The organism is Brumimicrobium aurantiacum (assembly GCF_003402975.1).
Classification (GTDB): Bacteria; Bacteroidota; Bacteroidia; order Flavobacteriales_D; family Crocinitomicaceae; genus Brumimicrobium; species Brumimicrobium aurantiacum.
In genome coordinates this window covers 106,982-132,676 of sequence record NZ_QURB01000007.1, presented here as the reverse complement: position 1 = coordinate 132,676, position 25,695 = coordinate 106,982, and the positions used below count along the sequence as shown (strand labels likewise).

23 protein-coding genes are annotated in these 25,695 nt (G+C 34.5%); 12 read left to right on the top strand and 11 right to left on the bottom strand.

Features of this window, described 5'->3' with window-relative positions; translation table 11 throughout:
* Nucleotides 1-42: 42 nt before the first annotated feature.
* The 10 genes from DXU93_RS11555 to DXU93_RS11510 all read left to right on the top strand — a co-directional run bounded on the left by DXU93_RS11555 (nt 43) and on the right by DXU93_RS11510 (nt 12,125).
* A complete protein-coding gene (locus tag DXU93_RS11555) occupies nt 43-867 on the top strand; it encodes a hypothetical protein (protein WP_116881450.1) in 825 nt (274 codons plus the stop codon).
* Between the two features lie 3 nt (nt 868-870).
* Nucleotides 871-1,335 carry a DUF4268 domain-containing protein gene (locus DXU93_RS11550; RefSeq protein ID WP_116881449.1) on the top strand — a complete coding sequence of 155 codons (465 nt, stop codon included), beginning with the start codon at nt 871-873 and terminating at the stop codon, nt 1,333-1,335.
* Nucleotides 1,336-1,515: 180 nt separating this feature from the next.
* Nucleotides 1,516-3,159: an acyl-CoA carboxylase subunit beta gene (locus DXU93_RS11545; protein WP_116881448.1), complete on the top strand. Its 1,644-nt coding sequence runs from the start codon at nt 1,516-1,518 to the stop codon at nt 3,157-3,159.
* Between the two features lie 10 nt (nt 3,160-3,169).
* Nucleotides 3,170-3,622: a GNAT family N-acetyltransferase gene (locus DXU93_RS11540; RefSeq protein WP_116881447.1), complete on the top strand. Its 453-nt coding sequence runs from the start codon at nt 3,170-3,172 to the stop codon at nt 3,620-3,622.
* Nucleotides 3,623-3,635: 13 nt separating this feature from the next.
* Nucleotides 3,636-5,690: a M13 family metallopeptidase gene (locus DXU93_RS11535; protein WP_116881446.1), complete on the top strand. Its 2,055-nt coding sequence runs from the start codon at nt 3,636-3,638 to the stop codon at nt 5,688-5,690.
* A gap of 33 nt (nt 5,691-5,723) precedes the next feature.
* On the top strand, nt 5,724-6,620 hold the full coding sequence (miaA, locus tag DXU93_RS11530) for a tRNA (adenosine(37)-N6)-dimethylallyltransferase MiaA (protein ID WP_205679264.1): 897 nt from the start codon (nt 5,724-5,726) through the stop codon (nt 6,618-6,620).
* A 62-nt stretch (nt 6,621-6,682) separates the two neighbouring features.
* Nucleotides 6,683-7,315: a hypothetical protein gene (locus tag DXU93_RS11525; protein ID WP_116881444.1), complete on the top strand. Its 633-nt coding sequence runs from the start codon at nt 6,683-6,685 to the stop codon at nt 7,313-7,315.
* Nucleotides 7,316-7,548: 233 nt separating this feature from the next.
* The gene (gene rpsA / locus DXU93_RS11520) at nt 7,549-9,324 is read left to right on the top strand and encodes a 30S ribosomal protein S1 (protein WP_116881443.1); all 1,776 of its coding nucleotides are present in this window, start codon (nt 7,549-7,551) and stop codon (nt 9,322-9,324) included.
* 134 nt (nt 9,325-9,458) lie between these two features.
* A complete protein-coding gene (locus DXU93_RS11515) occupies nt 9,459-11,123 on the top strand; it encodes a YceI family protein (RefSeq protein ID WP_116881442.1) in 1,665 nt (554 codons plus the stop codon).
* Nucleotides 11,124-11,225: 102 nt separating this feature from the next.
* Nucleotides 11,226-12,125 (top strand): DUF2279 domain-containing protein, encoded by a 900-nt coding sequence (locus DXU93_RS11510; RefSeq protein WP_116881441.1) that lies wholly within the window; start codon nt 11,226-11,228, stop codon nt 12,123-12,125.
* 365 nt (nt 12,126-12,490) lie between these two features.
* Here DXU93_RS11510 and fabF read toward each other — a convergent pair whose 3' ends face one another.
* The 5 genes from fabF to DXU93_RS11485 all read right to left on the bottom strand — a co-directional run bounded on the left by fabF (nt 12,491) and on the right by DXU93_RS11485 (nt 17,299).
* Nucleotides 12,491-13,735 (bottom strand): beta-ketoacyl-ACP synthase II, encoded by a 1,245-nt coding sequence (fabF, locus tag DXU93_RS11505; protein WP_116881440.1) that lies wholly within the window; start codon nt 13,733-13,735, stop codon nt 12,491-12,493.
* A 133-nt stretch (nt 13,736-13,868) separates the two neighbouring features.
* On the bottom strand, nt 13,869-14,933 hold the full coding sequence (locus tag DXU93_RS11500) for an AMP-binding protein (RefSeq protein ID WP_116881439.1): 1,065 nt from the start codon (nt 14,931-14,933) through the stop codon (nt 13,869-13,871).
* A gap of 312 nt (nt 14,934-15,245) precedes the next feature.
* A complete protein-coding gene (locus DXU93_RS11495) occupies nt 15,246-15,833 on the bottom strand; it encodes a hypothetical protein (RefSeq protein ID WP_116881438.1) in 588 nt (195 codons plus the stop codon).
* Nucleotides 15,823-16,764, bottom strand: a complete 942-nt coding sequence (locus tag DXU93_RS11490; RefSeq protein ID WP_116881437.1) for an RDD family protein — start codon at nt 16,762-16,764, stop codon at nt 15,823-15,825. Before DXU93_RS11490 ends, DXU93_RS11495 begins: the two co-directional genes overlap by 11 nt.
* Before the next feature lie 184 nt (nt 16,765-16,948).
* Nucleotides 16,949-17,299 (bottom strand): heavy-metal-associated domain-containing protein, encoded by a 351-nt coding sequence (locus DXU93_RS11485; protein WP_123776121.1) that lies wholly within the window; start codon nt 17,297-17,299, stop codon nt 16,949-16,951.
* A gap of 135 nt (nt 17,300-17,434) precedes the next feature.
* Between DXU93_RS11485 and DXU93_RS11480 the strand changes: the two genes are divergently transcribed.
* The gene (locus DXU93_RS11480) at nt 17,435-18,292 is read left to right on the top strand and encodes a rhomboid family intramembrane serine protease (protein ID WP_116881435.1); all 858 of its coding nucleotides are present in this window, start codon (nt 17,435-17,437) and stop codon (nt 18,290-18,292) included.
* 79 nt (nt 18,293-18,371) lie between these two features.
* On the opposite strand, the gene menD is transcribed toward DXU93_RS11480, so the two are convergent.
* The 3 genes from menD to DXU93_RS11465 are packed head-to-tail and all read right to left on the bottom strand — an operon-like array spanning nt 18,372 to nt 22,785.
* On the bottom strand, nt 18,372-20,105 hold the full coding sequence (gene menD, locus DXU93_RS11475; protein ID WP_116881434.1) for a 2-succinyl-5-enolpyruvyl-6-hydroxy-3-cyclohexene-1-carboxylic-acid synthase: 1,734 nt from the start codon (nt 20,103-20,105) through the stop codon (nt 18,372-18,374).
* Between the two features lie 51 nt (nt 20,106-20,156).
* A complete protein-coding gene (locus tag DXU93_RS11470) occupies nt 20,157-21,011 on the bottom strand; it encodes a type 2 periplasmic-binding domain-containing protein (protein ID WP_123776120.1) in 855 nt (284 codons plus the stop codon).
* A 1-nt stretch (nt 21,012) separates the two neighbouring features.
* Nucleotides 21,013-22,785 (bottom strand): ABC transporter ATP-binding protein, encoded by a 1,773-nt coding sequence (locus DXU93_RS11465; protein ID WP_116881432.1) that lies wholly within the window; start codon nt 22,783-22,785, stop codon nt 21,013-21,015.
* A gap of 199 nt (nt 22,786-22,984) precedes the next feature.
* Between DXU93_RS11465 and rlmB the strand changes: the two genes are divergently transcribed.
* Nucleotides 22,985-23,740, top strand: a complete 756-nt coding sequence (gene rlmB / locus DXU93_RS11460) for a 23S rRNA (guanosine(2251)-2'-O)-methyltransferase RlmB (RefSeq protein ID WP_116881431.1) — start codon at nt 22,985-22,987, stop codon at nt 23,738-23,740.
* Nucleotides 23,741-23,746: 6 nt separating this feature from the next.
* Here rlmB and DXU93_RS11455 read toward each other — a convergent pair whose 3' ends face one another.
* The 3 genes from DXU93_RS11455 to upp are packed head-to-tail and all read right to left on the bottom strand — an operon-like array spanning nt 23,747 to nt 25,577.
* Entirely contained in the window at nt 23,747-24,451 is a 705-nt protein-coding gene (locus DXU93_RS11455) for a YjjG family noncanonical pyrimidine nucleotidase (RefSeq protein ID WP_116881430.1), read from the bottom strand.
* Complete coding sequence (locus DXU93_RS11450) at nt 24,448-24,915, bottom strand: hypothetical protein (RefSeq protein ID WP_116881429.1); 468 nt, start codon at nt 24,913-24,915, stop codon at nt 24,448-24,450. The genes DXU93_RS11455 and DXU93_RS11450 overlap by 4 nt, the downstream gene beginning before the upstream one ends.
* Nucleotides 24,916-24,929: 14 nt before the next feature.
* Entirely contained in the window at nt 24,930-25,577 is a 648-nt protein-coding gene (gene upp, locus DXU93_RS11445) for a uracil phosphoribosyltransferase (protein WP_116881428.1), read from the bottom strand.
* Nucleotides 25,578-25,695: the final 118 nt, after the last annotated feature.

Here is a 25,695-nt window from a genome sequence, read left to right as displayed (position 1 = left end):
TCTTTTCATTCTAAAATGTATCTTTGTCCAAAATAACACAATATGAGACTCGCTCAAATTTCTAGAAAACTAAAGATTAAATCTTCTGAAGTTGTCGCTTTTATTGAACAACAATTTGAAACGCAAATTGAAAATGCTCCAAATACAAAAATTCCTGATGAATTTGTAAGTAAAATAATTGAGCAGTTTTCTGAGAAAGAGGCTCCAGTGGTAATAGAAGAATCAAAGGAAGAGGAAAAAGAAAGCGCTAAAGCATCTGAAATTAAAGCACCAGAGACCGAAAAGAAGGAAGAGGTAAAATCCGAAGAGGCTTTAGAAGAAGAAACTGTTGAAATTGAGGTTGAAAAAGAAGATGTTTCTAAACATGAAAATGAGGAAGAAATTGAAGCGTTAAATATTGAAGACGGTGTAATTAAAGCGCCAAAAGTAGAGGTTAAAGGAATAAAAGTCGTTGGTAAAATTGATTTACCAGAAGTTAAAAGCGACAAAGAAGTAGAAACCACAACGGAAGAAACTGAGTCAAGTGAACAAGAACCAATGGTTTCAAAAACAAGACCTGCAGCGAAGAAAAAACCGAATAAAAAGAAACAAAGAAAGAACAAGAATACTTTAACATACGAAGAGAAACGTGCGATAGAAGAAAAGAAATGTCAAGCTGAACTCGAGGAGAAAAAGCGTATTGCCAAAGCCAAGAAAAAGGCCAATTACGAGGCGAAAATGAAAGAAAACTCCGCTGTTAAAGCATCTAAAAAATCAAAACAAAAAAAGAGCAAAAAATCAAATAATACAGCCCAAAAGAAAAAGCGTATTCAAGCAAAGAAACCAACAACTTTATGGGGGAAATTTATTTATTGGCTCAATCATTAATACATGTTTTCAAAAGAAGAAGAAAAAGCAATAAAAACCGCGTTCTGGACAAGGTTCAAAGAACAAGCGGGAGTTAATAAAGGTGTAAATGGTAAACGAATCAATTGGGTGAATTACCCTACCAGAATTAAACAACTCTATGTTCGTTTACATGCCGATACAAAAATAGCGAGATTCTCTATAGATGTCCAAACCAAAGATGCAGATGTTCGCGCCATAATTTGGGAACAACTGACAGAACTAAAAAAAGTGATGGAAGAAGAAATGTCTACTCCTGGAACATGGGAGGAATCTGCAGAGAACATGGCTGGTCAAGAGATTTCAAGAATTTCTTGGACCTTAGAAGACGTCAACATGTTTGTTAAAGAAGATCAACAGAAGATTTTTAATTTCTTCATTCCATTATTACGTAGTTTTGATCGCTTCTACAGCACTTATGATGAAATTTTAATTGGATTGGTTAGATAGATAATTACGAATGGAATAATTAAGAATTACGAATTTTATAAAAATTGTAAGACCATTAGATAGAATTTCTCGGTAGCTACATTTTTTTTGTTTAGAACCGATTCAAAATTGAATTTTTCCTTCAAAAATTCATCTAAATCATCTAATCTAACTATTTTTAACCCACAATAATTTCAATATATGGCAATTTCAAAAGAAGAACTAGATTTTAATAAAAATGAAGATGCAATGCGTCTTAAGATCTCAAACCTTGAACGTGAATTGAATAAAATTTACGAAGGTGGAGGAAAAGCTAAAATAGAAAAACATCATAAAAAAGGAAAGTTAACTGCACGTGAGCGTATTGACTTACTTTTAGACAAAGACACTTATAGTTTTGAAGTAGCAGCATTTGCTGGAAAAGGAATGTATGAAGAACACGGTGGATGCCCATCAGGAGGTGTAGTCATTAAAATTGGTTATGTTTCGGGCAAACAATGTATCGTTGTAGCCAATGACGCTACCGTAAAAGCTGGAGCTTGGTTTCCAATTACAGGAAAGAAAAACTTAAGAGCACAAGAAATAGCGATGGAAAACAACCTTCCTATTATTTACCTTGTGGATTCAGCTGGGGTTTATTTACCAATGCAAGATGAGATTTTCCCAGACAAAGAACATTTCGGTCGTATTTTCAGAAATAACGCTGTAATGAGTTCAATGGGAATTACCCAAATTGCTGCTGTTATGGGAAGTTGTGTTGCTGGTGGAGCTTATCTTCCAATTATGTCTGATGAAAGTTTAATTGTCAACAAAACAGGAACAATTTTCTTAGCAGGGTCTTACCTTGTAAAAGCTGCTATTGGAGAAAGTATCGACAATGAAACTTTAGGTGGAGCAACAACGCATACTGAAATTTCAGGAGTTTGTGATTACAAATCAGAAAACGACGAAGAGTGTTTAAAAACGATTCGTGAATTAATGGATCAAATTGGTGCACCTGAATCTGCTGGATTTGACAGAAAAGAAGCTACTCTTCCAAAGAAAAATCTTAACGATATCTACGGTATTCTACCAAAAGATAGAACAAAACCTTACGATGTAAGAAATATTATTGAGTGCATCGTTGATGATTCAAAATATACTGAATACAAAGAGGACTATGGTCAAACAATCGTTACTGCCTATGCACGAATTGATGGTTGGAGCGTAGGTATTGTGGCTAATCAACGTTTGATTTCTAAAAACGGGAAAGGAGAAATGCAATTTGGTGGAGTTATTTATTCTGACTCTGCAGATAAAGCAGCCCGTTTCATTATGAATTGTAACCAGAAGAACATTCCATTGGTATTCTTACAAGACGTTTCAGGGTTTATGGTTGGTTCAAAAAGTGAACACGGAGGAATCATAAAAGATGGTGCTAAAATGGTGAGCGCAATGGCCAATTCGGTTGTACCTAAATTTACCGTTGTTTTGGGGAATTCATACGGAGCTGGAAACTATGCGATGTGTGGGAAAGCTTATGACCCAAGATTAATGTTGGCTTGGCCAACTGCAGAATTGGCTGTAATGAGTGGAGCATCAGCAGCGAAAACATTAATGCAAATTGAAGTAGCTTCTTTAAAAGCAAAAGGTGAAAAAATCACTGAAAAGAAGGAAAAAGAAATGTATGACAAAATTAAAAATCGTTACGACGAGCAAATTAGTCCATACTACGCTGCCTCAAGAATTTGGGTTGACGCTATTATTGACCCTGCGGAAACAAGAAATGTTATTGCTTTAGGAATCGAAGCTGCAAATTTAAAACCAGCAGAGAAACCATATAATGTTGGAGTAATTCAAACGTAAAAAGCTTAAAATGATCAATTGGGAATGTCTTCCTTTTTCCGAATTAACCATAGATGAGTTCCATGACTTGCTGGCTTTAAGGATTAAAGTTTTTGTGGTAGAGCAAAACTGTCCATATCAAGAAGTGGATGGAAAAGACAAATGTTCTTTTCATCTTATTGGTAGAGATTCTAGCGGAAAAATTGTTGGTACACTAAGAATTTTACCAAAAGGCATTTCCTACGATGAAGTAAGTATTGGAAGAGTGGTTTTAGATGAAACGGTAAGAGGAAATGGCTGCGGTCATCAAATGATGAAGGAAGCACTTTCGTTCTGTAAAATAAAGTTCGGCCCTTCCCCTATTGTTTTATCGGCTCAGAAGCATTTAGAAAAATATTACAATCATCACCAATTTGTTTCTACTGGAAAAGAATATTTAGAAGATGGAATTCCGCATGTTGAAATGCGATTTATTCCAAAATAAAATTTAATAAATTATGAAAATACTGAATAAAACATTGATTATTGCAGCTGGAGCATCAGTTCTAGCCGCTTGTGGTACCTCAAAAAAAGATACCACAGATATTAAACCTGGAGAAAAATACACCATTCAAACAAGCTATATTGATAAATCAACTTCTCCAAAAGATGATTTTTTCCAATTTGCAAATGGGACGTGGATAGCAAACAATCCTGTTCCTGCGTCAGAATCTCGCTGGGGTAGTTTTAATGAACTTGATAAAAGAAACAAGGAAAAACTTACCGCCATTTTAAATGACGCTTTAGCCCAAGCTGATTCTGTAGAGGAAGGAAGTGACCTACAAATTATTGGAGATTATTATGCTGCAATGAAGGACATGAATCGCAGAAATGATCATGCACAAAAAAAGAAAGAGTTAATCAAGAAAGAACTTGAAAGATATAAAGATCACTCTCACTTACCGAAGGCAACATTCCTCATGAATGAAAAAGGAATGCATCCATTCGTTAGTCTATATGTAGGTCAAGATTTGAAGGACGTTGATAAAAATGTACTTAATTTGTCACAAGGTGGAATTGGTTTACCAAATAGAGACTACTACTTTGACGAGTCTAAGGAACTCATTAGAGACATGTATCTTAATTATATGATTAAGGCCTTTGAAGTTTATGGTTATGAAGATCCGTCAAAGACAGCTGAGGATGTAATGAAGTTTGAAACAAAACTTGCTAAAAGTATGATGGGACCTGCAGAATTAAGAGTTCCTGAAAACACATACAATCCATTAGACATTAATGATGTAAATGAATCTACAAAATTTATTGATTTAGATCTATACCTTGCTAGATTTGCAAGAAATACAACTGTAAAAGAAATCATTGTAGGTCAACCAGAACACATCAAAATCATCAATTCTATCATAGAAGACACTGACTTTAAAATCATTAAAAAATATCTGACATGGCAATACATTAATCATTACGCACCTTATATGGATGAAAAAATGGTTGCTATTAACTTTGAATTTTACGGTACAGCGCTTTCAGGAATCAATGAAATGAAACCTATGAATGAGAGAGCTATCAATCAAATGACTGGAATGCCTGTTAAAACTGCTTTAGCCAAGGAATTTGTAGCACGTCACTTTTCAGAAGAAGCTAAAATTAAGGTCAATAATTTAGTTGATAACCTACTTGCGGTCTACGAAGAAAGAATCAACAACTTAGAGTGGATGACTGAAGAAACGAAAAAAGAAGCTTTGAAAAAACTTCAAGCAATTGGTCGTAAACTTGGTTACCCAGATGAGTGGAAAAAGCTAGATGAACTAAAAATTGTAGACGATAATTATATTGCAAATATCGATGCTTGTAATAAATTCTCGTTTTATAGAAACATGTCTAAATTAGGCGAGCCAGTAGACAAAAAAGAATGGGGAATGCCTGCTCACATGGTGAATGCGTATTACCACCCATTGTTAAATGAAATTGCATTTCCAGCTGGAATCATGCAAGCACCATTTTTCGATATTAATGCCGAAGATGCTGTAAACTATGGAAGTATTGGAATGGTGATTGGACATGAGTTTACGCACGGATTTGATGATATGGGGAGTAAATTTGCTGCCGACGGTTCGTTTACAAATTGGTGGTCAGAAAAAGACAGAGAAAATTTTGAGGAAAGAACAGAGCGTCTTGGAAAAACTTTTAGCGGATTTTGTCCTATAGACGGTCACTGTGTAAACCCAGATCTAACAATGGGAGAAAACATTGCTGACTTAGGTGGAATCACAATGGCTTATCACGCTTATAAATTAACGGATGAATATAAAAGTGGAGAAAAGAAAGAAGGGTTTACACCATCACAACGTTTCTTCATTGCTTATGCTCAACTCTGGAAAATCAATTATACTGATGCTGAATTGAAAAAGCGTTTGGCTACAGACCCACATAGTCCTGGTAAATACAGAGTTAATGGACCTTTAATGAATTCTCCTGAATTCTTCAAAGCTTTTGATGTTGAAGAAGGAGATCCAATGCGCAAAAGTGAGGAAGAAATCTCTAAAATTTGGTAATCCCAAATTATTGTTTGCATAACATTCAGAATTTTGAAGGAAATAATTGTTATAGCTGGACCAACGGCAAGCGGAAAAACATCGCTTGCCGTTGCTTTGGCAAAAAAGTTAGATTGTCCAGTAATTTCAGCAGATAGCAGACAATTTTACAAAGAACTTTCCATTGGAACAGCCAAACCAACTCGTGATGAAATGGATGGAGTTCCTCATTATTTTGTTGATTCACATAGTATACACAATCCCCTTTCAGCCGGACAATACGAAAAAGAAGCACTTGCTTTAGTGAATTCACTTTTTGAAAAACATTCACAATTGATTGTCGTAGGAGGATCTGGAATGTTTATCGATGCTTTAATTTACGGTACTGACCAATTACCACACGATGCTAAAGTGCGTGAATTTTGGAATGAAAAATTAGAAACACATGGCATTGAATACCTCCAGGATAAGGTAAAGAAAGTCGACCCAGTTTATTTTCAAGAAGTAGACATCAAAAATCCTGTTAGATTAATCAGGGCTTTAGAGATTTTTGAAATCACAGGACAGCCTTTTTCTGAACTTCGTAAACAAAAAGTAAAAGAACCACGTTTCAAAACACATTATTTTGTAATCAACCATCCAAGAGATGTTTTATACGATAGAATTAATCACCGTGTTGATTTGATGATTGAAGCGGGTTTAATGGAAGAAGTAAAAAACAACAAAGCGCATGAAGGACTTCAATCTTTAAACACTGTTGGTTACAAAGAAATATTCGATTATTTGAATGACAACATTTCTTATGAGCGTGCAATTGAATTGGTGAAGCAAAACACGAGAAGATACGCCAAGCGTCAATTGACATGGTTTCGAAAAACAAAAAATGCTATTTGGTTAACACCTAATCATACCGAAGACATGGTTCAAACAATTATTTCAACCATTCAGTAAACCAACTCCCTTCACTTTTGACAATTTCTATTAATTCTCTATATTTGGTAGAAATTTGAATCATGAAATACCTATTTTACATCATTTCCCTACTCCTCCTCATCTTTACATCATGTAATAAAGACGAAATTGGGTTTGAATTTTCAGGGAATATTAAATCCTCTGTAAATGCTTCAAATCTTGACAATGTTGAAGTTAAAATATACACTTATTCCCTAGGAAATGGTGTTGAAAAATTGGCAGCATCTACAACAACTGATGCTTCAGGAAATTACGAAGCTTCGATAGAAAGAGATAAGTTTGAAAAGGTTGTAATGACATTTGAAAAGAACAATTATTTTAAAGTGTCCCAAAATATTCCGTTTGATGATTTATCAACCGAGAATACAAATGAGTACAACAAAACGATTGACGCTAAGTCATGGACAAAATTCATCATTAAAAACAACTCACCTTCTGACGGTGGAGATGAATTAAAACTACAAAAAGCATCAGGAAAAAATGATTGTGACAACTGTTGGTCGAATGGAAATAAGTTTTTTAATGGAGTTGTAGATACATCTTTTTACGTTCCTAATAGTGGCGGGAGTTATATGAAGTTTTACTGGTGGTCGTATGGAAATACGACCCTTCATGCTGAAGACAGTGTTTACAATGAAGCATTTGATACTACAAGTTATACGATTAACTATTAAACGTTAACATTTAGAAATTAATTCCATAAAAAAAGTGATTGATAAGGTTTAATCCATTAAATCTAAATTAAATCACACTTTTCCCCTTTTCATTTTGTCTTTCAATTAAATATACTTTATCTTTGCACTCCAATTTAAAGCAAATTGGGATATCGTTAATCTTATATCGACGATTTAATATAAACATCTTTCAAGTTAATAAGATTGCTTGAAATACAATTAAAAACGCCAAAATGGCTGAAAACAAAATTATTGAACAGGGTAACGCTGACTTTGACTGGGAAGGACTAGCAAACGAAGGGTATACTCAAGCACAACACGCTGAATACGCAGATACGTATGAAGCAACATTAACTTCTATTACTGAGAAAGAAGTAATTCTTGGAAAAGTTGTAGCAATTACAGACCGTGAGGTTGTTGTAAACATTGGTTACAAATCAGAAGGAGTTATTGCAATTAACGAATTTCGTTACAACCCAGACCTAGCAGTAGGTGATGAAGTTGTTGTTTTTGTTGAGTCACAAGAAGACCGTAATGGTCAACTTGTTGTTTCTCACAAGACTGCACGTATGCACCACGCTTGGGATAGAGTTAACGAAGTGTTGAAAACTGGTGAAGTTATCACTGGTCACGTTAAATGTAGAACAAAAGGTGGACTTATCGTTGACGTATTTGGAATCGAGGCATTCTTGCCAGGATCTCAAATTGATGTTAAGCCTATCCGTGACTACGACATGTACGTAGGTAAAGACATGGAGTTCCGTGTTGTTAAGATCAACCAAGAATTTAGAAACGTTGTTGTTTCTCACAAAGCGCTTATTGAAGCAGAGCTTGAAGAGCAGAAAAAACAAATTATCTCTGGTCTTGAAAAAGGACAGGTTCTTGAAGGTACAGTTAAAAACATTACTTCTTACGGTGTATTCATCGACTTAGGTGGTGTTGACGGTCTTGTTCACATTACAGATCTTTCTTGGGGACGTGTAAACCACCCAGAGGAGATTGTAGAGCTTGATCAAAAATTAAACGTTGTAATCCTTGACTTCGATGACGATAAGAAACGTATCGCACTTGGATTGAAACAACTTCAAGCACATCCTTGGGATGCATTGGATGAAGGTATGAACGTAGGTGATAAAGTAAAAGGTAAAGTTGTAGTACTTGCTGATTACGGAGCATTCGTTGAAATCGCACCAGGTGTTGAAGGATTAATTCACGTATCTGAAATGAGCTGGTCTCAACACTTGAGAACTGCACAAGATTTCCTTAAAGTAGGAGATGAAGTTGAAGCTGTTGTTTTAACTTTAGACCGCGAAGAGCGTAAAATGTCTCTAGGTATCAAACAATTGATGCCAGATCCATGGGAGCAAATTGAAAACCGTTACCCAGTACAATCTAAGCACAAAGCTAAAGTTCGTAACTTCACTAACTTCGGTGTATTCGTTGAATTAGAAGAAGGTGTTGACGGATTAATTCATATCTCTGACCTTTCTTGGCAAAAGAAAATCAAACATCCATCTGAATTCTGCAAAGTAGGAGAAGAAATGGAAGTTGTTGTTCTTGAAATCGACCAAGAAAACAGAAGAATCTCTCTAGGTCACAAACAACTTGAAGAGAATCCATGGGATGTATTTGAAACTATCTTCGGAGAAGGTTCAGTACACCAAGGAACAATCGTTGAACAAAAAGATAAGTCTGGTATCGTTTCTTTACCTTACGGTGTAGAAGGAATTTGTCCTGCTAAGCACATGCGTAAAGAAGATGGTTCTAATGCGAAAGTAGAAGAGCAACTTGACTTTAAAGTTATTGAGTTCAACAAAGATGCTAAGAAAATCGTTGTTTCTCACTTGAGAACTTTTGAAGAAGGAGAAGACAAACCAACAACTAAGAAGTCTGGTAAGTCTGGCGGTAATTCTAAAGCAATTAAGGATGTAAACAAAGGAGCTGAAAAATCAACATTAGGTGATTTAGACGCACTTGCTGCACTTAAAGACAAAATGGACGGAAAATAATTTTCCAAACATGATAAATCTTAAATCCCGTTTCTTTTTAGAAACGGGATTTTTTTTTAGAGAAAATTCAGTTCTTATCCTATGTTAAGATAGAATTACAAATTTTCATGTAATTTTATACAAAAGATATAAAAATGGAAACAATTTCAGCAACGATTGCCCTTATCACAGGAAGTTTTACCGTTATCGGTTTAATCAAAAATAAGAGTACAGCAATCCTAATGGTCAGTGCTTTTATACTTGGACTACTTTCTTTAATCCTTTCGAGAGATTTTATGCTCGATGGATCCAATGCGAATCATTTACTTGCCTACCTTTTAATTTCAGTACTCACAATTAGTTTTGCTGTGGGCATATTTGCAAAACAAAGTTCAAAAAAACTTTTTGCCCTTATTCCAATTGCATTAAGTGGCGTCTTTTACATTTACCCTCAAATCGCAGAACATTCATTTCTCAATCAAAAAATAGATGATGTTTTGGTTCTTTCAGGAATTGCCTTCGTGAGTGCCTTGGCTCCAGTAATAATATTCACATGTGATAAAGTAGTTACCCTTGGAATCACAAAAATTACCACACTTGAATGGAACGATGAAAACAAACACAGTTTTCACAATGCACTCACTTTAGTTTTTATTGGTATAATCGCCGTTATTGGAAATTTCTTGGTTGGAAAGATAAGTTTACTCGTTGCAGCAACATTTATGCTATCTTCCGCTTTCGTAACACGTAATAAATTCAATCTAAAAAGCAGTACATTACTCACTTCAGGATCAACTTTATTCTTGATTTCAAGTGCTTATATTTTACTTGAAAAATATGGGTTTCAAAGCTTAGACCTTAAAAATGGTGAAGTCCTCGAAGGTTTATTCATGGCTGGATTTTTAGCGGTAATCTATTCACTATTCATTAATCTAGGACAAAAGTCAAAAGGGAATTGGCAATTCCTTCCGGTGCTCAAAAGTATTCTCGCGCCTATTATTATCTTATTCCTTATCGGATTTGCATATACACAGTTAGAAAGATTAGGCGGAATGTTAACACTTACGAGCTATATGATAGGATTAGGATTAATTACAATGATTTTTAGTGCATTGAAAAACAATGATAATTTAGTGGGCTTACATTTAATATCATTGGGTGCCATCCTCCTATTTTCACCTTATCTAAAACCGGTTCAGCAAAGTTCTGGAATTGATTTAAATGCCTTAGGAATTGAAGCTTCTGGAGAAGAAAATAATCAAAGTGAGCAACAAAACTTAAGCTATCATGAAAAATTAGACGAGCCCAATGGAAAAGTCTTTCCAAAAGAAAAAAGTACCTGGAAAATAGATGAAAAAAGCTCAAAAGTATTTTTTGAATTAGGGCCTGAAGATGGAAGAACAAAAGGTGAATTTACAAACATTAAAGGAGAGCTTGCAATTAATGAAACACATGAAAATGCGAATATCAAAGTAACAATACCGGTTAAACATATTTCTACTTATAATTCAATGCGAGATGAATCATTAATGGACAAAGAGTATTTCCATGAAGAGAAATTTCCTGAAATCACTTTCGAATCGGATCAATTTACGAAAAAGGATGACGCATATCTACTAGAAGGAACTTTCAATATGTTAGGATATTCAAATCCTTTGGAAGTAACTTTGAAATTAGTAGGTATTGGTACAAACAACGGAAAAGAAGTCATGGTACTTTGGGGGAAATCTTCAGTGGACAAAACACAATATGGAATGCCTTCTTCTGCTAAGGTTGGTGATATTGTTGATTTTCATTTTGAGGTTCAATTGAATAAATAGATTTTTTGAGGAGAATTGGTGTAGGTGCGTATTGCATTACGCCCCTACACAACCCAACAACAAAATTTTCATTTGATATTCAAAATTCCTTACTTTTAACACGTGAAAAAACTGTTCCTAATTTTCATCTTATTATTGAAATTAAATTGTCATGCTCAGTCATTTTTTGAAAAGGACACAAGCTTTAACGCGTCAAGAACTGCATGGACAAGTGGAGCTATCGCTGGTGGATGGACTGGAAGTATCCTAGCTTTGAAGAATGTATGGTACAAAGACAGTTGGACCAATGAATTTCACACCTTCGATGATAGTAAGCAATGGTTAGGAATGGATAAAATAGGTCATTTTTACACTGGGAACCTCATTACAAAAAACATAACTTCAACATATAAGTGGTCGGGTTTAAACCGCAATCAAAGTTTATTAATTGGTTCTTCTGTTGCCTTCGGTTATTTGACTAGTTTAGAAGTGTTGGATGGTTATTCGAAAGACTGGGGATTTTCTTGGAGCGATATTAGTGCCAATACAGCAGGTATATTTTGGTATGTCTGGCAGGATTTACTTTGGCAAGAACAACGAATGAAAATTAAGTTTAGCGCACATCTTTCTCCTTATGCGAAATACAGACCGAATGTGCTTGGAGGAACTGTTGCTGAACGGTTATTAAAGGATTACAATGGTCAAAGCTACTGGTTATCTATAACTCCTAGTCAGTTTTTATCAAATAGTTCGAATTTCCCGAAATGGTTGAGTTTTAGTTTTGGATATAGTATAGATGAGAAAATTTATGGAAATTTTAACCAGTTTTTCTTTGCCCCAAATCAAAAACCATTGAATGCTAAAAGTCAATATTTATTTTCTTTAGATATCGACTTCGAGCAATTTAACCCGAAAAGAAAATGGGTAAAAACACTATTTAAGGTCATCAATCATGTAAAAGTTCCGTTTCCTGCGGTTATTTTTAATGGGGAAAGATTTGAGGTGAGTCCGCTTTATTTCTAAGAATAAAACTAACGCAAAGTTTCGCGGAGTTTTCGCAAAGAAGCCGCAGAGAAAAAATGAATGCCTAAAAAATAGGGAATAGCAGATTTACTTCTAGAACAGAAAATGACGCTGAGATTCGCTATGTTTTCGCAAAGAAGGCGCACAGAGAAGAAAAAAGGTTTCGAAAAGCGAGGGGTTTTACCCAATAGAATCAATCACCTACAATAGAAAAAAGAGGATAAGCAGGAGGTTTGACCTCTCTTTTTATCCTCTTTTTTCTTTACGAATCTATGCGAGTACCTTTGCGGAACTCAGCGTAATCTTTCTTTCCTTCCGCCGCGAATCTATGGGTGTAACTCTGCGTGACTCCGCGTAATTTTTCCTTATTCCTCGTAGCGTTTCAGTAATACCGCCGCAATATGTCCACCAAAACCGAATGTATTACTTAAAGCATAATCAACTTTGGCTGGAACTCCTTTTCCTACAGGGAAGTTATAACTGTCTTTACAAGCTTCTTCAAAATCTTCAACATTAATTGTTGGTGGCACCATTTGGTGTTTAATTGCTTGTGCAGAAAGAATAGTTTCCACTGCTCCAGCAGCACCTAGTAAATGTCCCGTCATAGACTTTGTTCCACTTACCAACATAGAACTACGTTTTTCAAAAACAGCGTCTAAAGCTTTAATTTCACTCACATCTCCATTTGGTGTTGAAGTTGCGTGCATGTTTACATAATCTACTTGATCTGGCGTAATCTCTGCTTCTTCAAGGGCTAATTTCATTCCTTTGATTGCACCTTCTCCTTCAGGATGTGTTCCAGTTAAGTGATAAGCATCAGCAGCCATTCCACCACCAACGATTTCAGCGATAATGTTTGCTCCACGTTGCTTAGCATGTTCTAATTCTTCAACAACAAGTGCTCCTGCACCTTCTCCCATCACAAATCCATCACGATTCACATCAAAAGGACGTGAAGCTGTTTCAGGTGTATCATTTTTAGTTGATAACGCTTTTAACGATCCGAATCCACCAATTGTAGCTGGTCCAATAGGAGATTCTGAACCTCCAGTAACAATCATATCTGCTTTATTCCAACGGATATAGTTGAATGCTTCAATAATCGCTGTTGTGGATGTTGCACAAGCAGAAACGGGTGCAAAATTGACTCCTTTCAATCCATATTTCATTGATATCACACCTGCGGCGATATCAACTAACATTCTTGGGATAAAGAAAGGATTAAAACGCGGTGTTCCGTCTCCTTCATTGTATTCTTTCAGCTGCTGTTCGAAGGTTTGGATTCCTCCATTTCCAGAACCCCAAATGACTCCTACTCTATCTAAATCTAAAGATTCAAAATCTATTGTTGCTTGTTTCACTGCTTCATCAACCGCTACTAAAGCGTATTGCGTGAACATATCATATTTCTTTCTTTCTTTTCTATCGAGGTGATCCTCGGCTTTAAAGTCTTTTAATTCACAAGCAAATTGTGTCTTAAACTTTGAAGCATCAAAAGTTTTAATTGGACCTGCACCACTTTTACCTGCGATTGCATTTTCCCAAAAAGTTTCGACTGAATTTCCTATTGGAGTTAAGGCTCCCATTCCAGTAATTACAACTCTACGCATAATTTATTTGTTATTAATTGCGCGGTAAATATAACAAAATAAACATAGGGGGATTTTTAACCAGAAATTTTCGTGGTTTAAAGTGCTATTACCAATTAAATTCTGGCAATAGCACTAATTCTTTTGTATTTAATTAAACAAGTTCGCTTAGCCCCAATTCCTTCGTTGCCATTTCTCTCATTTCAACTTTTCTAATCTTACCAGTGACTGTAGTTGGGAAATCATTGACAAACTTCCAATAGTACGGAATTTTGTAAGTTGCAATCTGACCTTGACAATACGCTTTCAATGCATCAGTAGAAACTTGAGCATTTTCTTTTAAGACGATCCATGCCATTACTTGTTCTCCATATTTTTCATCAGGAACACCGTATAAAGAAGTTGCTTTTTCTGCTTCAACGATTTCCAAAACACGTGTTGCTTCAAAAGCTTCACCTGTTAAAATCATACAAGCTCCGTGTGTAGTGCACGCAATGTTTCCTAATACCATTCCAAAACAATGATAAAGAGGAACCGGAATACATACTTTTTCTCGTCCTGTATAGCCGAGACGTTCACCTACAAAAAATCCATTGTTTAATATATTATGATGTGACAAAGTAGCTCCTTTTGGGAATCCCGTAGTTCCACTTGTATATTGAATATTGATTGGATCATCAAACTCTAATCTACTTTCACGTGAATTGAGTTCGTCATCACTGATTGAGTTACCATCATTAATCAGTTGTTCCCAGTCTTCTTCAAGGACAATCACTTCTCTTAAAAAGTCAAACTCACTCTTTACTTTATTTAAAATTTCAATGTAACTTGTTTTGCGAAATCCTTTAGACATTACCAATACACTAATTTCGGATTGTTTCATGGCAAAAGAAAGCTCTTGTGCTTTATAAGCGGGATTAACATTCACCAAAATAGCGCCTATTCTTGCCGTTGCAAATTGAATTAAAACCCATTCGAAACGATTTGGAGACCATATTCCAACGCGGTCTCCTTTTTCGACACCTATTGCCATTAGTCCTTTTGCAACCTCTTCTATATCCTTCCAAAAGGTAGCATAATCAACACGATAATTTTGATGTGGAACAACTAAAGCTTCTTTATTAGGATATTTTTGAACTGCTTTAAATAAGTTATCGGAGATCGTTTCTCCTAACAACGGTGTATTGCATGTTCCATTTGCGTACGATTTACTAGACATAAAATTATTTTATTTTTATTAATATTCACTTTTACGTAAGGAAGAAATGACACAAAATATCGTATCAAATGTAGTGAACGTCTAAAAACAACCTTATGAGTGACAAATAGTTACAAATTTGGGAGGGGGGGGGGGGGGATAACTAATCAACTTCTAACGATGTGATTAATTTGTGACAGTTGACTCTTGTAGTAGTCTGACTTCCTTTTCCGATACTTAAAATTAAAAAATAAAATATCAATTCAAAACCGAATTGAAGGAGAAATCAATCTTAGAAACATTTTTAATTTGGAGTTAAACCTGAATACTGTTTTACGACTTTTGTAACCAAATCTTTGCGGATTTAACAATCATAGTCCAAGGATAATTGGTGAGTAGTTTTTTAAGTCCAATCACTTGAATTAATTCAATAACGTCGTCTTCTGAAAGTTCGGAAAACCCACTTTCAGAATAGGCTTCAAAATGAGATTCTTGCCAAAGTTCCTCATGTTTTTTCGCAGGTTGTTTTGGATGCTTAATTAGAATTGAAATAAGATTTTCTTTTAAGGTTTGACGCACATTATTGTAGAAATCAAAGACATAATCATCTAAATCATTTTCTTGCTCATATTCAAAATATAAATCATGAACTTCTTGAGCTGAAATCAACCAACTACAATCATAATTAGGATTTAGACTCGAAATATGATGGGCCAAATCCTTATAAAAACTGTGGTTATCATACTTTATTAAGTCTTTATTGAGTTCAATTTTATGCGTCCTTTCTGAAGATAAATCTTTCGTTTGAACTATATGATCGGAGGATGAATCAAATGATTGAGATTTTAACTTATTAATAAACTCACGAATTGAAATTTTCTGACTTTTTGTGTCGATGAAGAACTTTGAATTATCTTTCATAGGTTTTCGTTGTGGTTCTTTTATGATTCCAAATTCCGATATCATAACCATAAGTTAAAGTCACATTAACTTCATCTACATCATTTGCTTCCGGCACTTCCTGCTGAACAACAGAATAAATTTGATCTGACAGATCATTGCTATATTCCTCAAAGTCTAAATAAGATTCGTCATTTACTTTTACGCTAACTAAGATCAACGATAAATTAAATGGACTTTCATCATTGATAATCCTAGTTGAATTTGTAATCGAAAGTCCATTCACATAACTCACCTCTTCAATTTTTTCTATTTCCGTTCTTGCTTCTCTCAAATCAGTAAAACCATTATAAAAACTATTAAAGAATACAGAAGTAACAACCAAGACACCTGTTAACACAGTAATTCCTATGGTTTTCTTTTTGGATTTATCATTTTCTTCATCTATTGTAATTTCAGAAATATCGGCATTCACAACAGTCGTTTTCATCAAAATATCATGTAAGCCTCTTCGAGAAATATTGATCAACATAAAATAAATAATGGCTAGACCAGCCAAATTTAAGAGAAGTGAAAAATAAAATCCAACTTCAGAAATTAAGAAAACACTATCAAGATAGAACGGAATGAACAAAATTGTAGCCCTTAAGAAAGCTTGTTTGAACGTGAGTAAATTTCCATTAATATCCGTTACTTTTGCTTCAATGGCTCTTTTACCTATTGATTGACCTTTACCTATTTCACTTTGAAATATTGAAAAATATAAAACCATGAAAATAAGACCAACAAGAGGCCCCAAATTACCTAAGGAAACATAGAAATCCTCAAATAAAAAACTAGTAGCGAAACCTATCAAACTGATGATGATGGTATCAACGATTAAAGCTAAGAGCCGTTTAAAAAGAGAAGGACGTGTAGCTTTGTTACTAATAGAGAGGCTTTCTTCATTCATAAGTTAAATGTTACATGATTGTCGTAAAAATAAGAAATCAAATAATGATTAGGCGCTTTTTGAATCTTATTTAAATCAACTTATCGCTTTCTAACTTTCTATTTAATTGAGATAGTGAATTTTTGCCAATAAAAAACGCAACAGAAAATCTGTTGCGTTATATAATCAGTGAATTAATCTAATTTTATTTCTTCTTACAACAAGGATCTAAGCTATTATATGCTTCTTCTGTAGGCTCTACTTGATTAGCTTTAAAACCAGAAAGAACTATTGCTTTTTCAATTTCCTCTAAGTTTGTTCTTTTTGAGTTGTATTTCACCTTAATAATATTTTTCTCAGCGTCTATTTCTACTTTTCGGACACCTTTAGTATTGTCTTTAACTTTGATGTAAATATTCTGGTCACAAGATGAACATACGGCACAATGATCACAAGCAATATCTGTTTTAATCTCAGCTGTTCTTATTTTTCCTTCTTGGCTATAAGCAAAGTTTAATGAGAGACTAAAAAATAGAATGAATAATACGTTTTTCATAAATGTCATTTAAATTTAATGGTTCAACAGTCCGTAATAACAATGCGAATATAGTAAAACTGAGCGGAATTAAAGTGAAAGCGTGACACTTTGACCGACATAATAATAAGGAATGAAATTTGACAAACAATCATTATGAAAATGACACAATTAGAACGCGGAAGAACACTAGAAGCAATTATTTACCCTTTACTATTATTGGTGATCATGTGGTCGGTTTTTCTAATTGATCGTTTTTTTCATTTGGATTTATATAGGTTCGGAGTAAAACCACAAACGCTTGAAGGAATAAAAGGAATTTTCCTTATGCCTTTTATTCATGGACAACGTGATTTTTCTCATATCATCAATAATTCCATTCCTACATTTGTTTTACTCAGTGCATTGATTTATTTCTATAGAGAAATAGCCTTATATGTAGTCCTATTTATTTGGATTGGTGGTGGATTCTTACTTTGGTACATCGCTCAAAACACCCTTTCCTATCACATAGGAATGTCTGGAGTAATCTATGGATTATTTGGTTTTTTATTTATGAGTGGTTTCTTTAAGAAATACCTACCACTGCAAGCAATTTCCTTATTTGTGGCTTTTGTTTACGGATCAATGATTTGGGGGATTTTTCCAATGGAAGAAGGAATTTCATGGGAAGGTCACTTATCTGGACTTTTAGTCGGCGCATTACTTGCTTACGCTTTTCGTAAAAAAGGTCCAGTTCCTCCAAAATATGCCTATGAAATTGAAAAAGAAATGGGTATTGAACCACCAGATTTAGAAGGAGAATGGAAAGAAAGACGAAGAATTTGGGAAGAACAACAAATCAAAAAGCAAGAAGAATTACAACGTAGGATTGATATTTTAGAAGGTCAAAGAAATGAAAACCCTTCTCTAAAAGAAGATAAGTCAGAAAACAAATCTACAGATTCAACGAACAGTTCGTCCACAAAAGGTCACCAGATTACCTACCATTTTGTACCGAAGAAGAAAGAGTGAGGAAAAGGTTCATTTTAATATCCGTAAAGACACACGAACTTGCGACTTTACGAATATTTTAAAAAAACTACAGTCAAAATTACATTTCTAAAACTGGAATGTTTTTCACTTTGGTTTTCTCAAGATAATCTCTTAAAACTTGTCCACTTTCATTTCCATCAGTGTGAATTTCCATTACTGCTGGGCGATCATTATTTTGAATTTCGTAGAATTTATCAAGCTGTTGATCAATCTCTTCCATTGTACTGGCAGTGTAATAATTTACATTAAAAGCCTCACAAATTGATTTTGCTGAAAAATCATGTTTAGCCACAAAAAACTCATCTCCTTGTGCCGTCGTTTGTGGACCAGGAATAATATTGAAGATTCCTCCTCCTCCATTATTGATCATAAAGACACGGAAGTTTGAAGGTACATGATGATTCCAAAAAGCATTACTATCATAGAAAAAACTAATGTCCCCAGTTATGAAAGTATGCAATTTGTTTTCATCTGCAATTGCATGGCCGATGGCTGTACTCGTCGAACCGTCTATTCCACTTGTTCCGCGATTACAGTAATAATTGATACTTTTAATCGGGTCGAAAAGTTGGGCATAGCGAATCACAGAACTATTGGATAAATGTAAGTGACTACCATCTGGAACAGCATCCAAAATCAAGTTAAACACAGACAAATCAGAATAAGGAATGGTCTCCAAGTGCATCATGTGATTTCCTTGTGTCAAGTAATCCAATTGTTTCCATTGTTCACCATATCTTGATAAATCACGGGTAAATCCATCTTCTAATAAAAAATCGAAAAATGTATTGGCTTGCATTGGAATCGATTTCGTCAAAGACTGATAAGTATCCATGAAAGGAAACTCTTGACCTATTTTCCAATGCGTTTTGGCCTTAAATTTACGTAAGTAAGCCTTAATCTTTTTCGAAATAACAGCTCCACCTATCGTAATCAATAAATCTGGTTGATACAACTCAGGATCATCTTCTATAAAACTTGAAATGGTACGATCTATACAGTGAATAAAGCTTCTATCTTGTAGATTACTTGTATTTTCAACTACCACAGCAACACTTTTATCTGTTGCGATATTTTTCAATTGTTCATTCAAATAACCATTTTTAGGCATCTGACCACAAAGAATCAATTTTCGTGGAGCATTATTCCAAACTTCCTTTAATTCCTCTTTTTGTGCACTTGACAATTGAGGGTTTAAATTCATAACTGAAGTTAAAGCTTGAGAATTTTTCTCTGAAACTGCTTTCTCAATGGTATTATACAAAGGTTCTGTGAATGGAATATTAAAATGAACAGGTCCTCCATTATCTGATTTTGCAATGCTAATTACCTCATCAATCGTTCTTTTATTGAACCAACTTTGATCTTGAGAATTTGGTGTTTCATACAAGCTTGTGGAAGCACAAATATGATTTTGGAAAACATTTTCTTGTCGAATCGTTTGACCATCACCATGATCCGTCCATTCACTTGGTCGATCTGCGGAAACCACCATCAAAGGAATATTTCTATAAAATGCTTCACTAACCGCAGGATAATAATTGAGCAGGGCTGAACCGGAAGTACACATGACAGGCACAGGAGATTTTGATTGCTCTGCCATTCCTAAAGCATAAAAAGCCGCACTTCTTTCATCTGGAATAACGATACATTTGAAACGTTCATCATTTGCAAAACTCACCACCAATGGAGCATTCCTCGATCCAGGAGAAAAAACAATATATCTCACTCCATGCTGATAAAAGGACTCCACCAATTGTTGTACCCCTGCTTTTTCACTTACTTTTCCCATTACTCTTTTATTTTATACCTTTCATAATTATTGGTGATTATACTTTACAGTCTAAAACAACTTCTCCATATAATTTTCGGCCTCTTGCTCCGTGATTAATTTTAACTTGAGTAAATATTGAATTACCTTTTCAAAATCTTCATCGAATTTCGCACCTTCATAGTTCCATTCAGTTTCACTCAACCATTTGGTAACATCGTTGATTTTCAATCCGTATCTCCAAGATAATATTTCAGGAGTAAATTCATTTTCTTTCACTGATTTAGCCCTTTTATTGACTACATCTAGCATTAATTGTAATTCTTCTTCATATTGTTCTGCAATTTCGGTACGAACAGCAACAACAAAACAAGGCCAAGGCGTAACCACCTCATCGATATAGCGACATTTTCTTTGCTCAGTATAAGGACGTGTTGTATATTTTTCCCATAAAAAAGCTTGTGCTTCATTATGTTTTAAGGCCCAAAGACCACCATAAATATCACCAACACTATTGAATTTCAATTTATCAATGTTCCAATCTTTTTGATCAGCCAATACATAGGACATTAAATGAGAACCTGAACCTTCTCTTGAAATGGCAAATGTTTTTCCTTCTAGTTCATCCGTTTCTTGAATTGATTTATCATCAAAAGGAACATGAATACCCCAATGTAAAGGCGATTTTACATAAACCTGTAGAATTTTAGCATCTAAGCCTTGTAAAATAGCTCTTGAAATTCCTTCGGTTAACAAAACAGCTACATCTATGGATTTATTTTGTAAACCTTTGATCATTTGACCTGTTCCACCTCCCATATCTTCCCAGTGTAACATAATATCTTTGTCACGTAAATCTCCTTCTGAAATGGCAAGTTTCCAAGGTAAGTTAAAGTGTTCTGGTACACCTCCAATTTTTAATTTCATTTTATTCTTCATCTCCTAAAAATTGTTTTTCGTATAAATTCTTATAAAATCCGTCTTTTGACAATAACTCTTGATGATTACCCGCCTCCATTACTCGACCTTGGTCCAACACAACAATTTTATCTGCACTTTGAATGGTCGATAAACGGTGAGCAATCACAATTGAAGTTCTTCCTACGGTTAATTTTTCAGTTGCTTTCTGAATCATCTCCTCACTTTCATTATCAACACTAGAAGTTGCTTCATCTAAAATTAATATATGAGGATTAAAAACATACGCACGAATGAAGGCCAATAATTGCTGTTGACCTGTCGAAAGAACTCCTCCTCTTTCTCCTATTTCGTAATCGTAATTATTGGGTAACTTCATGATAAAATCATGCGCACCAACAGCTTTTGCTGCTTCAACTACTTGTTCCTTGGTAATATTTTCATCTCCAAGCGTAATGTTATTTAAAATCGTATTGGAGAACAAGAAAACATCCTGTAAAACAATTGATATATTTTGTCGCAAATAATTCAAATCTACTGATCTGATATCTGACTCTCCAATCTGAATTGTTCCTTTTTGATATTCATAAAATCGTGAAAGTAAATTAACGATTGAAGATTTCCCTGCTCCTGTAGCACCTACAAAAGCAACAGTTTGATTTGGTTTGATGTCTAAATTAATGTCTTTCAACACCCAATCTTCATCTTGGTAGGCAAACCAAACATTCTTGAATTGTATATTCTGTTGAAAGTCAACCTCCTTAACATCTCCTTCATCTTGAATTACTTCGTCCGTATCTAAAGTTTTAAATACACGTTCAGCCCTAACAACTCCTCTTTGAAGAACATTAAATTTATCTGCCAACTGTCGAATTGGTCGGTAAAGCATGTTTACCCATAAAGTAAATTTAACAATCACTCCCGTGGCTTCTTCTGTTATACTCACTTCATTCGATAAAGACCACGCGCTAAAAACAATAAGGAATGCGATGGATAAAGAACTCAAAAATTCAACAACAGGAAAGAAAATTGAATTGGCCCATATGGTATCAATATGAGCTTGTTTGTGACGTTCATTAATTGCTGAAAAACGTTCCTTTTCTACTTTTTCTCTATTGAATAGTTGAAGAATAGACATTCCAGTTAATCGCTCTTGCACAAAAGTATTTAAGCGGTTTACCTCAACACTTTCTTTTTGATAGGCTTTTTTCATTGCCTTAGCAAAAATTCGGGTGGCGATCAATAATAAAGGGATAGGCAGCAACACATAAAGGGTAAGTAAGGAATCTGTAACAAACATCCAAACAATTATCGTTACCAAAATAATCACATCCTTAAACATGTTGATGAGTCCTTGAGAGAATATTTCCGAAATGGCTTCCAAATCAGAAATTACACGAGTAACCACAGAACCAATTGGTGTTTGATCAAAATATTTCATTTTGAAAGACATCATGTGTCTGTAGAGCTTTATACGAATGTCTTTAATGAGTGATTGTGCAAGTAAATTGGCAAAAAATGTAGTGAAGAATTGAAAAACGGCTTCGAGCACCAACATTCCAATAATAACCATGGTCCAAAGCCAAAGCGCATCAGGATTCTGATCTTTCTCAATGTATTCATCTACCATATTACCAATAATACTCGGACGAAGAGGAGATAATATAGCCAATCCGATGGTAAAAATGAACGCAAGAATTAAGTATTTCCTGTAAGGCCTAACGTATTCGAATAATCGTTTTAAAATATAAAAATCGAATATTGTTTTTTTTGATTCGCTCATATTGCAAAAATAGCTTGAAGGATGAGATTTCCACGTAAAATGCAGGATAATTTATCCTATTAAAGCATAAAAATCCTAACATTTTCAAAATTGTTCTTCAAAAACGATGAAAGTAAAATGCTAAAAAGAATTTATTCTATTCGTCGAGAAGCAACAATTTAAAAAACAAGCGTTAACTTTGCAGTTCAATTAAGAAGTTATGTCAAATAGAAAAGGTGAAATAGAAGATTTAATTTTTGGAGTACGTGCTGTAATCGAAGCCATAGATGCCCGAAAAGAAATCAATAAAATAATGATTCAACGTGGAATGGATAAAGCTTTATTCAAAGAGTTGAAAGAAGCTTTGGCCAACAAAAAGTACACATTACAATTTGTTCCAGGAGAAAAATTAAACCGTTTAACAAACAAGAATCACCAAGGAGTTATTGCATTTATTTCTCCAGTAATTTATCATGATTTAACGGATGTTTTAACAGATGTTTTTGAAAGAGGAGATATTCCAAACATCTTGGTATTGGATAGAATTACCGATGTAAGAAATTTTGGAGCTATTGCTAGAACTGCTGAATGTTCAGGAGTACATGCCATTGTAATTCCAGACAAAAACTCTGCTTTAATTACTAGTGATTCGATTAAAACATCATCTGGGGCATTACATAAAATTCCAGTTTGTAAAACAAGAGATCTAGAAGGATCTGTTGCATACATGAAGGAATCAGGATTAAGAATCGTAGCATGTACAGAAAAGACACATGATTTTGTTTTCGATGTAACTTTGTCTGGACCAACTGCCATTATTATGGGGTCTGAGGAAGATGGAATCTCTCAAGAATTATTGAAATTAGCTCACCAACGTGCAAAAATTCCACTTTTAGGAACAATTTCGTCTTACAATGTTGGTGTTTCTGCTGGTGTTGTTTTATATGAGAAAATGAGACAAATGATTTTAAGCTAAAGCGTTTTAAATACCTAAGATTAAGGGTGGAATTTCTTCAAGATGTTCTACCCTATCTACATTCATTTTCGATTTGTGTTTTCTTTCTGGATCGAATAAAACACCTCTAATCCCAACGTTTTCTGCTCCAATTACATCCGCTGTAAAATCATCTCCTATCATTATTGAATGTTTTGCTTTTGCTTTTGTTCTTTTTAAAGCACATTCAAAAACCAAAGGATGGGGTTTTGACTTTCCTACTTCTTCACTGCACAATATATCCTCGAAAAACTCAATGATTCCACTATTTTTTAGTTTGATAAACTGTACCTCTTTAAATCCATTGGTTATGATATGCAAACGGTAATTGTTATTCTTTAATTCCGTGAGGACCTCCTTGGTTGAAGGGAAAAGTTGTGTTTGAAATGGAGATATTTCAAGATAACGATTGTTCAATTGACCTCCTAATTTTTCGTTGACAATTTTAAACTCTTTCAAAGTATCAGTAAATCGTCCATTTCTCAAACTTAATTTATCAATTTTTCCTTCTGAGTAATTTTTCCAATAGCGCGCATTAATCACTTTATAAGTCTCTAAAAAATGCTCAAATGATGCAGCATGATTTCCAATTTTTGCTTCATCATAAATAACCCTCAAAGCGTTTTCAGAATTACGCTCAAAATCCCATAGGGTCCTGTCTAGATCGAAAAATACATCTTTGATAATATTCATGAGATAAAATCAGTAAAGTAAAAGGCTATACTAGAAATCAAAAAGCAGTCAGCCATTAGAAAAAAGAGAATTAAAGGGAATGTTTTTCGATGGTGTTTGTAAAATTTAGCAGTAATAACTGTTCCAACCGGTATTGACAAAAACAATGGAAACGCCCATAAAGCTGCGTACATACCAATTTTTTGCTTGATAAAGATAATTCTACGATTGGTTTTCGTGAATTTTCTTCTCACCGGAATTTTCTTTCCTTTTTCTGCGGCTCTTTTAACTTTATTGGCGTGTCTTCTAACTGTAAGTTGCATAAAGTAACTACTTCCAAAATAGAATATTGCAGCCGATAGAAATCCACCAGCAAGACAAGAAAAAAATGTTTCCATAAAGGACAAACCTGCTGCAGGTCCGGTAAGGGGAGCAAACATAAACTTCCAGGTGCTAAAAATGGCTAAACCAATATACTTCCACATAAATGCAAAAGTAACTAAACTTTTTCACCAAACGCCAAATCTCCAGCATCACCTAGGCCCGGAACAATATATGATTGTGCAGTCATTTCATCATCAATGGCTCCAACCCATATTTTTGTAGATTTAGGTAATTTTTTCTCTAATAAGTTTAACCCTTGTTCTGTTGCAATTCCAAATACCAAATGAACTTGTTTCGGATTACCATATTTCTGTAGTACTTTATAAACACTCGCCAATGAGTTTCCAGTGGCCAACATCGGATCACTGATTACAAGTATTTTTCCATCTAATGTTGGTGATGCACAATACTCAACTTCGATATCAAATTCTTCATCAGAAGTATGATTTCTAAAAGCACTAACAAATGCAGAGTCAGCTTTATCAAAATAGTTAAGTAATCCTTGATGCATTGGAATTCCAGCACGTAAAATTGTCGCCAAAACAATTTCATCATCAATTGTATTCATCATTGCTTCTCCCAAAGGCGTTGTAATTTCCTTCTCTGAATATTTTAATGTTTTAGAAATTTCATAGGCCATTATTTCTGCAACACGCTCTAAATTTCTTCGAAATCGCATTCTGTCCTTTTGAATTTTCGCATCACGAATTTCTGATAAAAATTGATTGAAAATGGAGTTTGTTTTTGAAAAGTCAGTTATCATAGTTTCAAATTTATCTCTAAAATAAAAGCTTATTCTAAAATGTACATGTTTTATATGATTTTTTTATCAATTCAAGGGGGGAATGATATACAAACTAAATGATTCAAACAACGGAAGA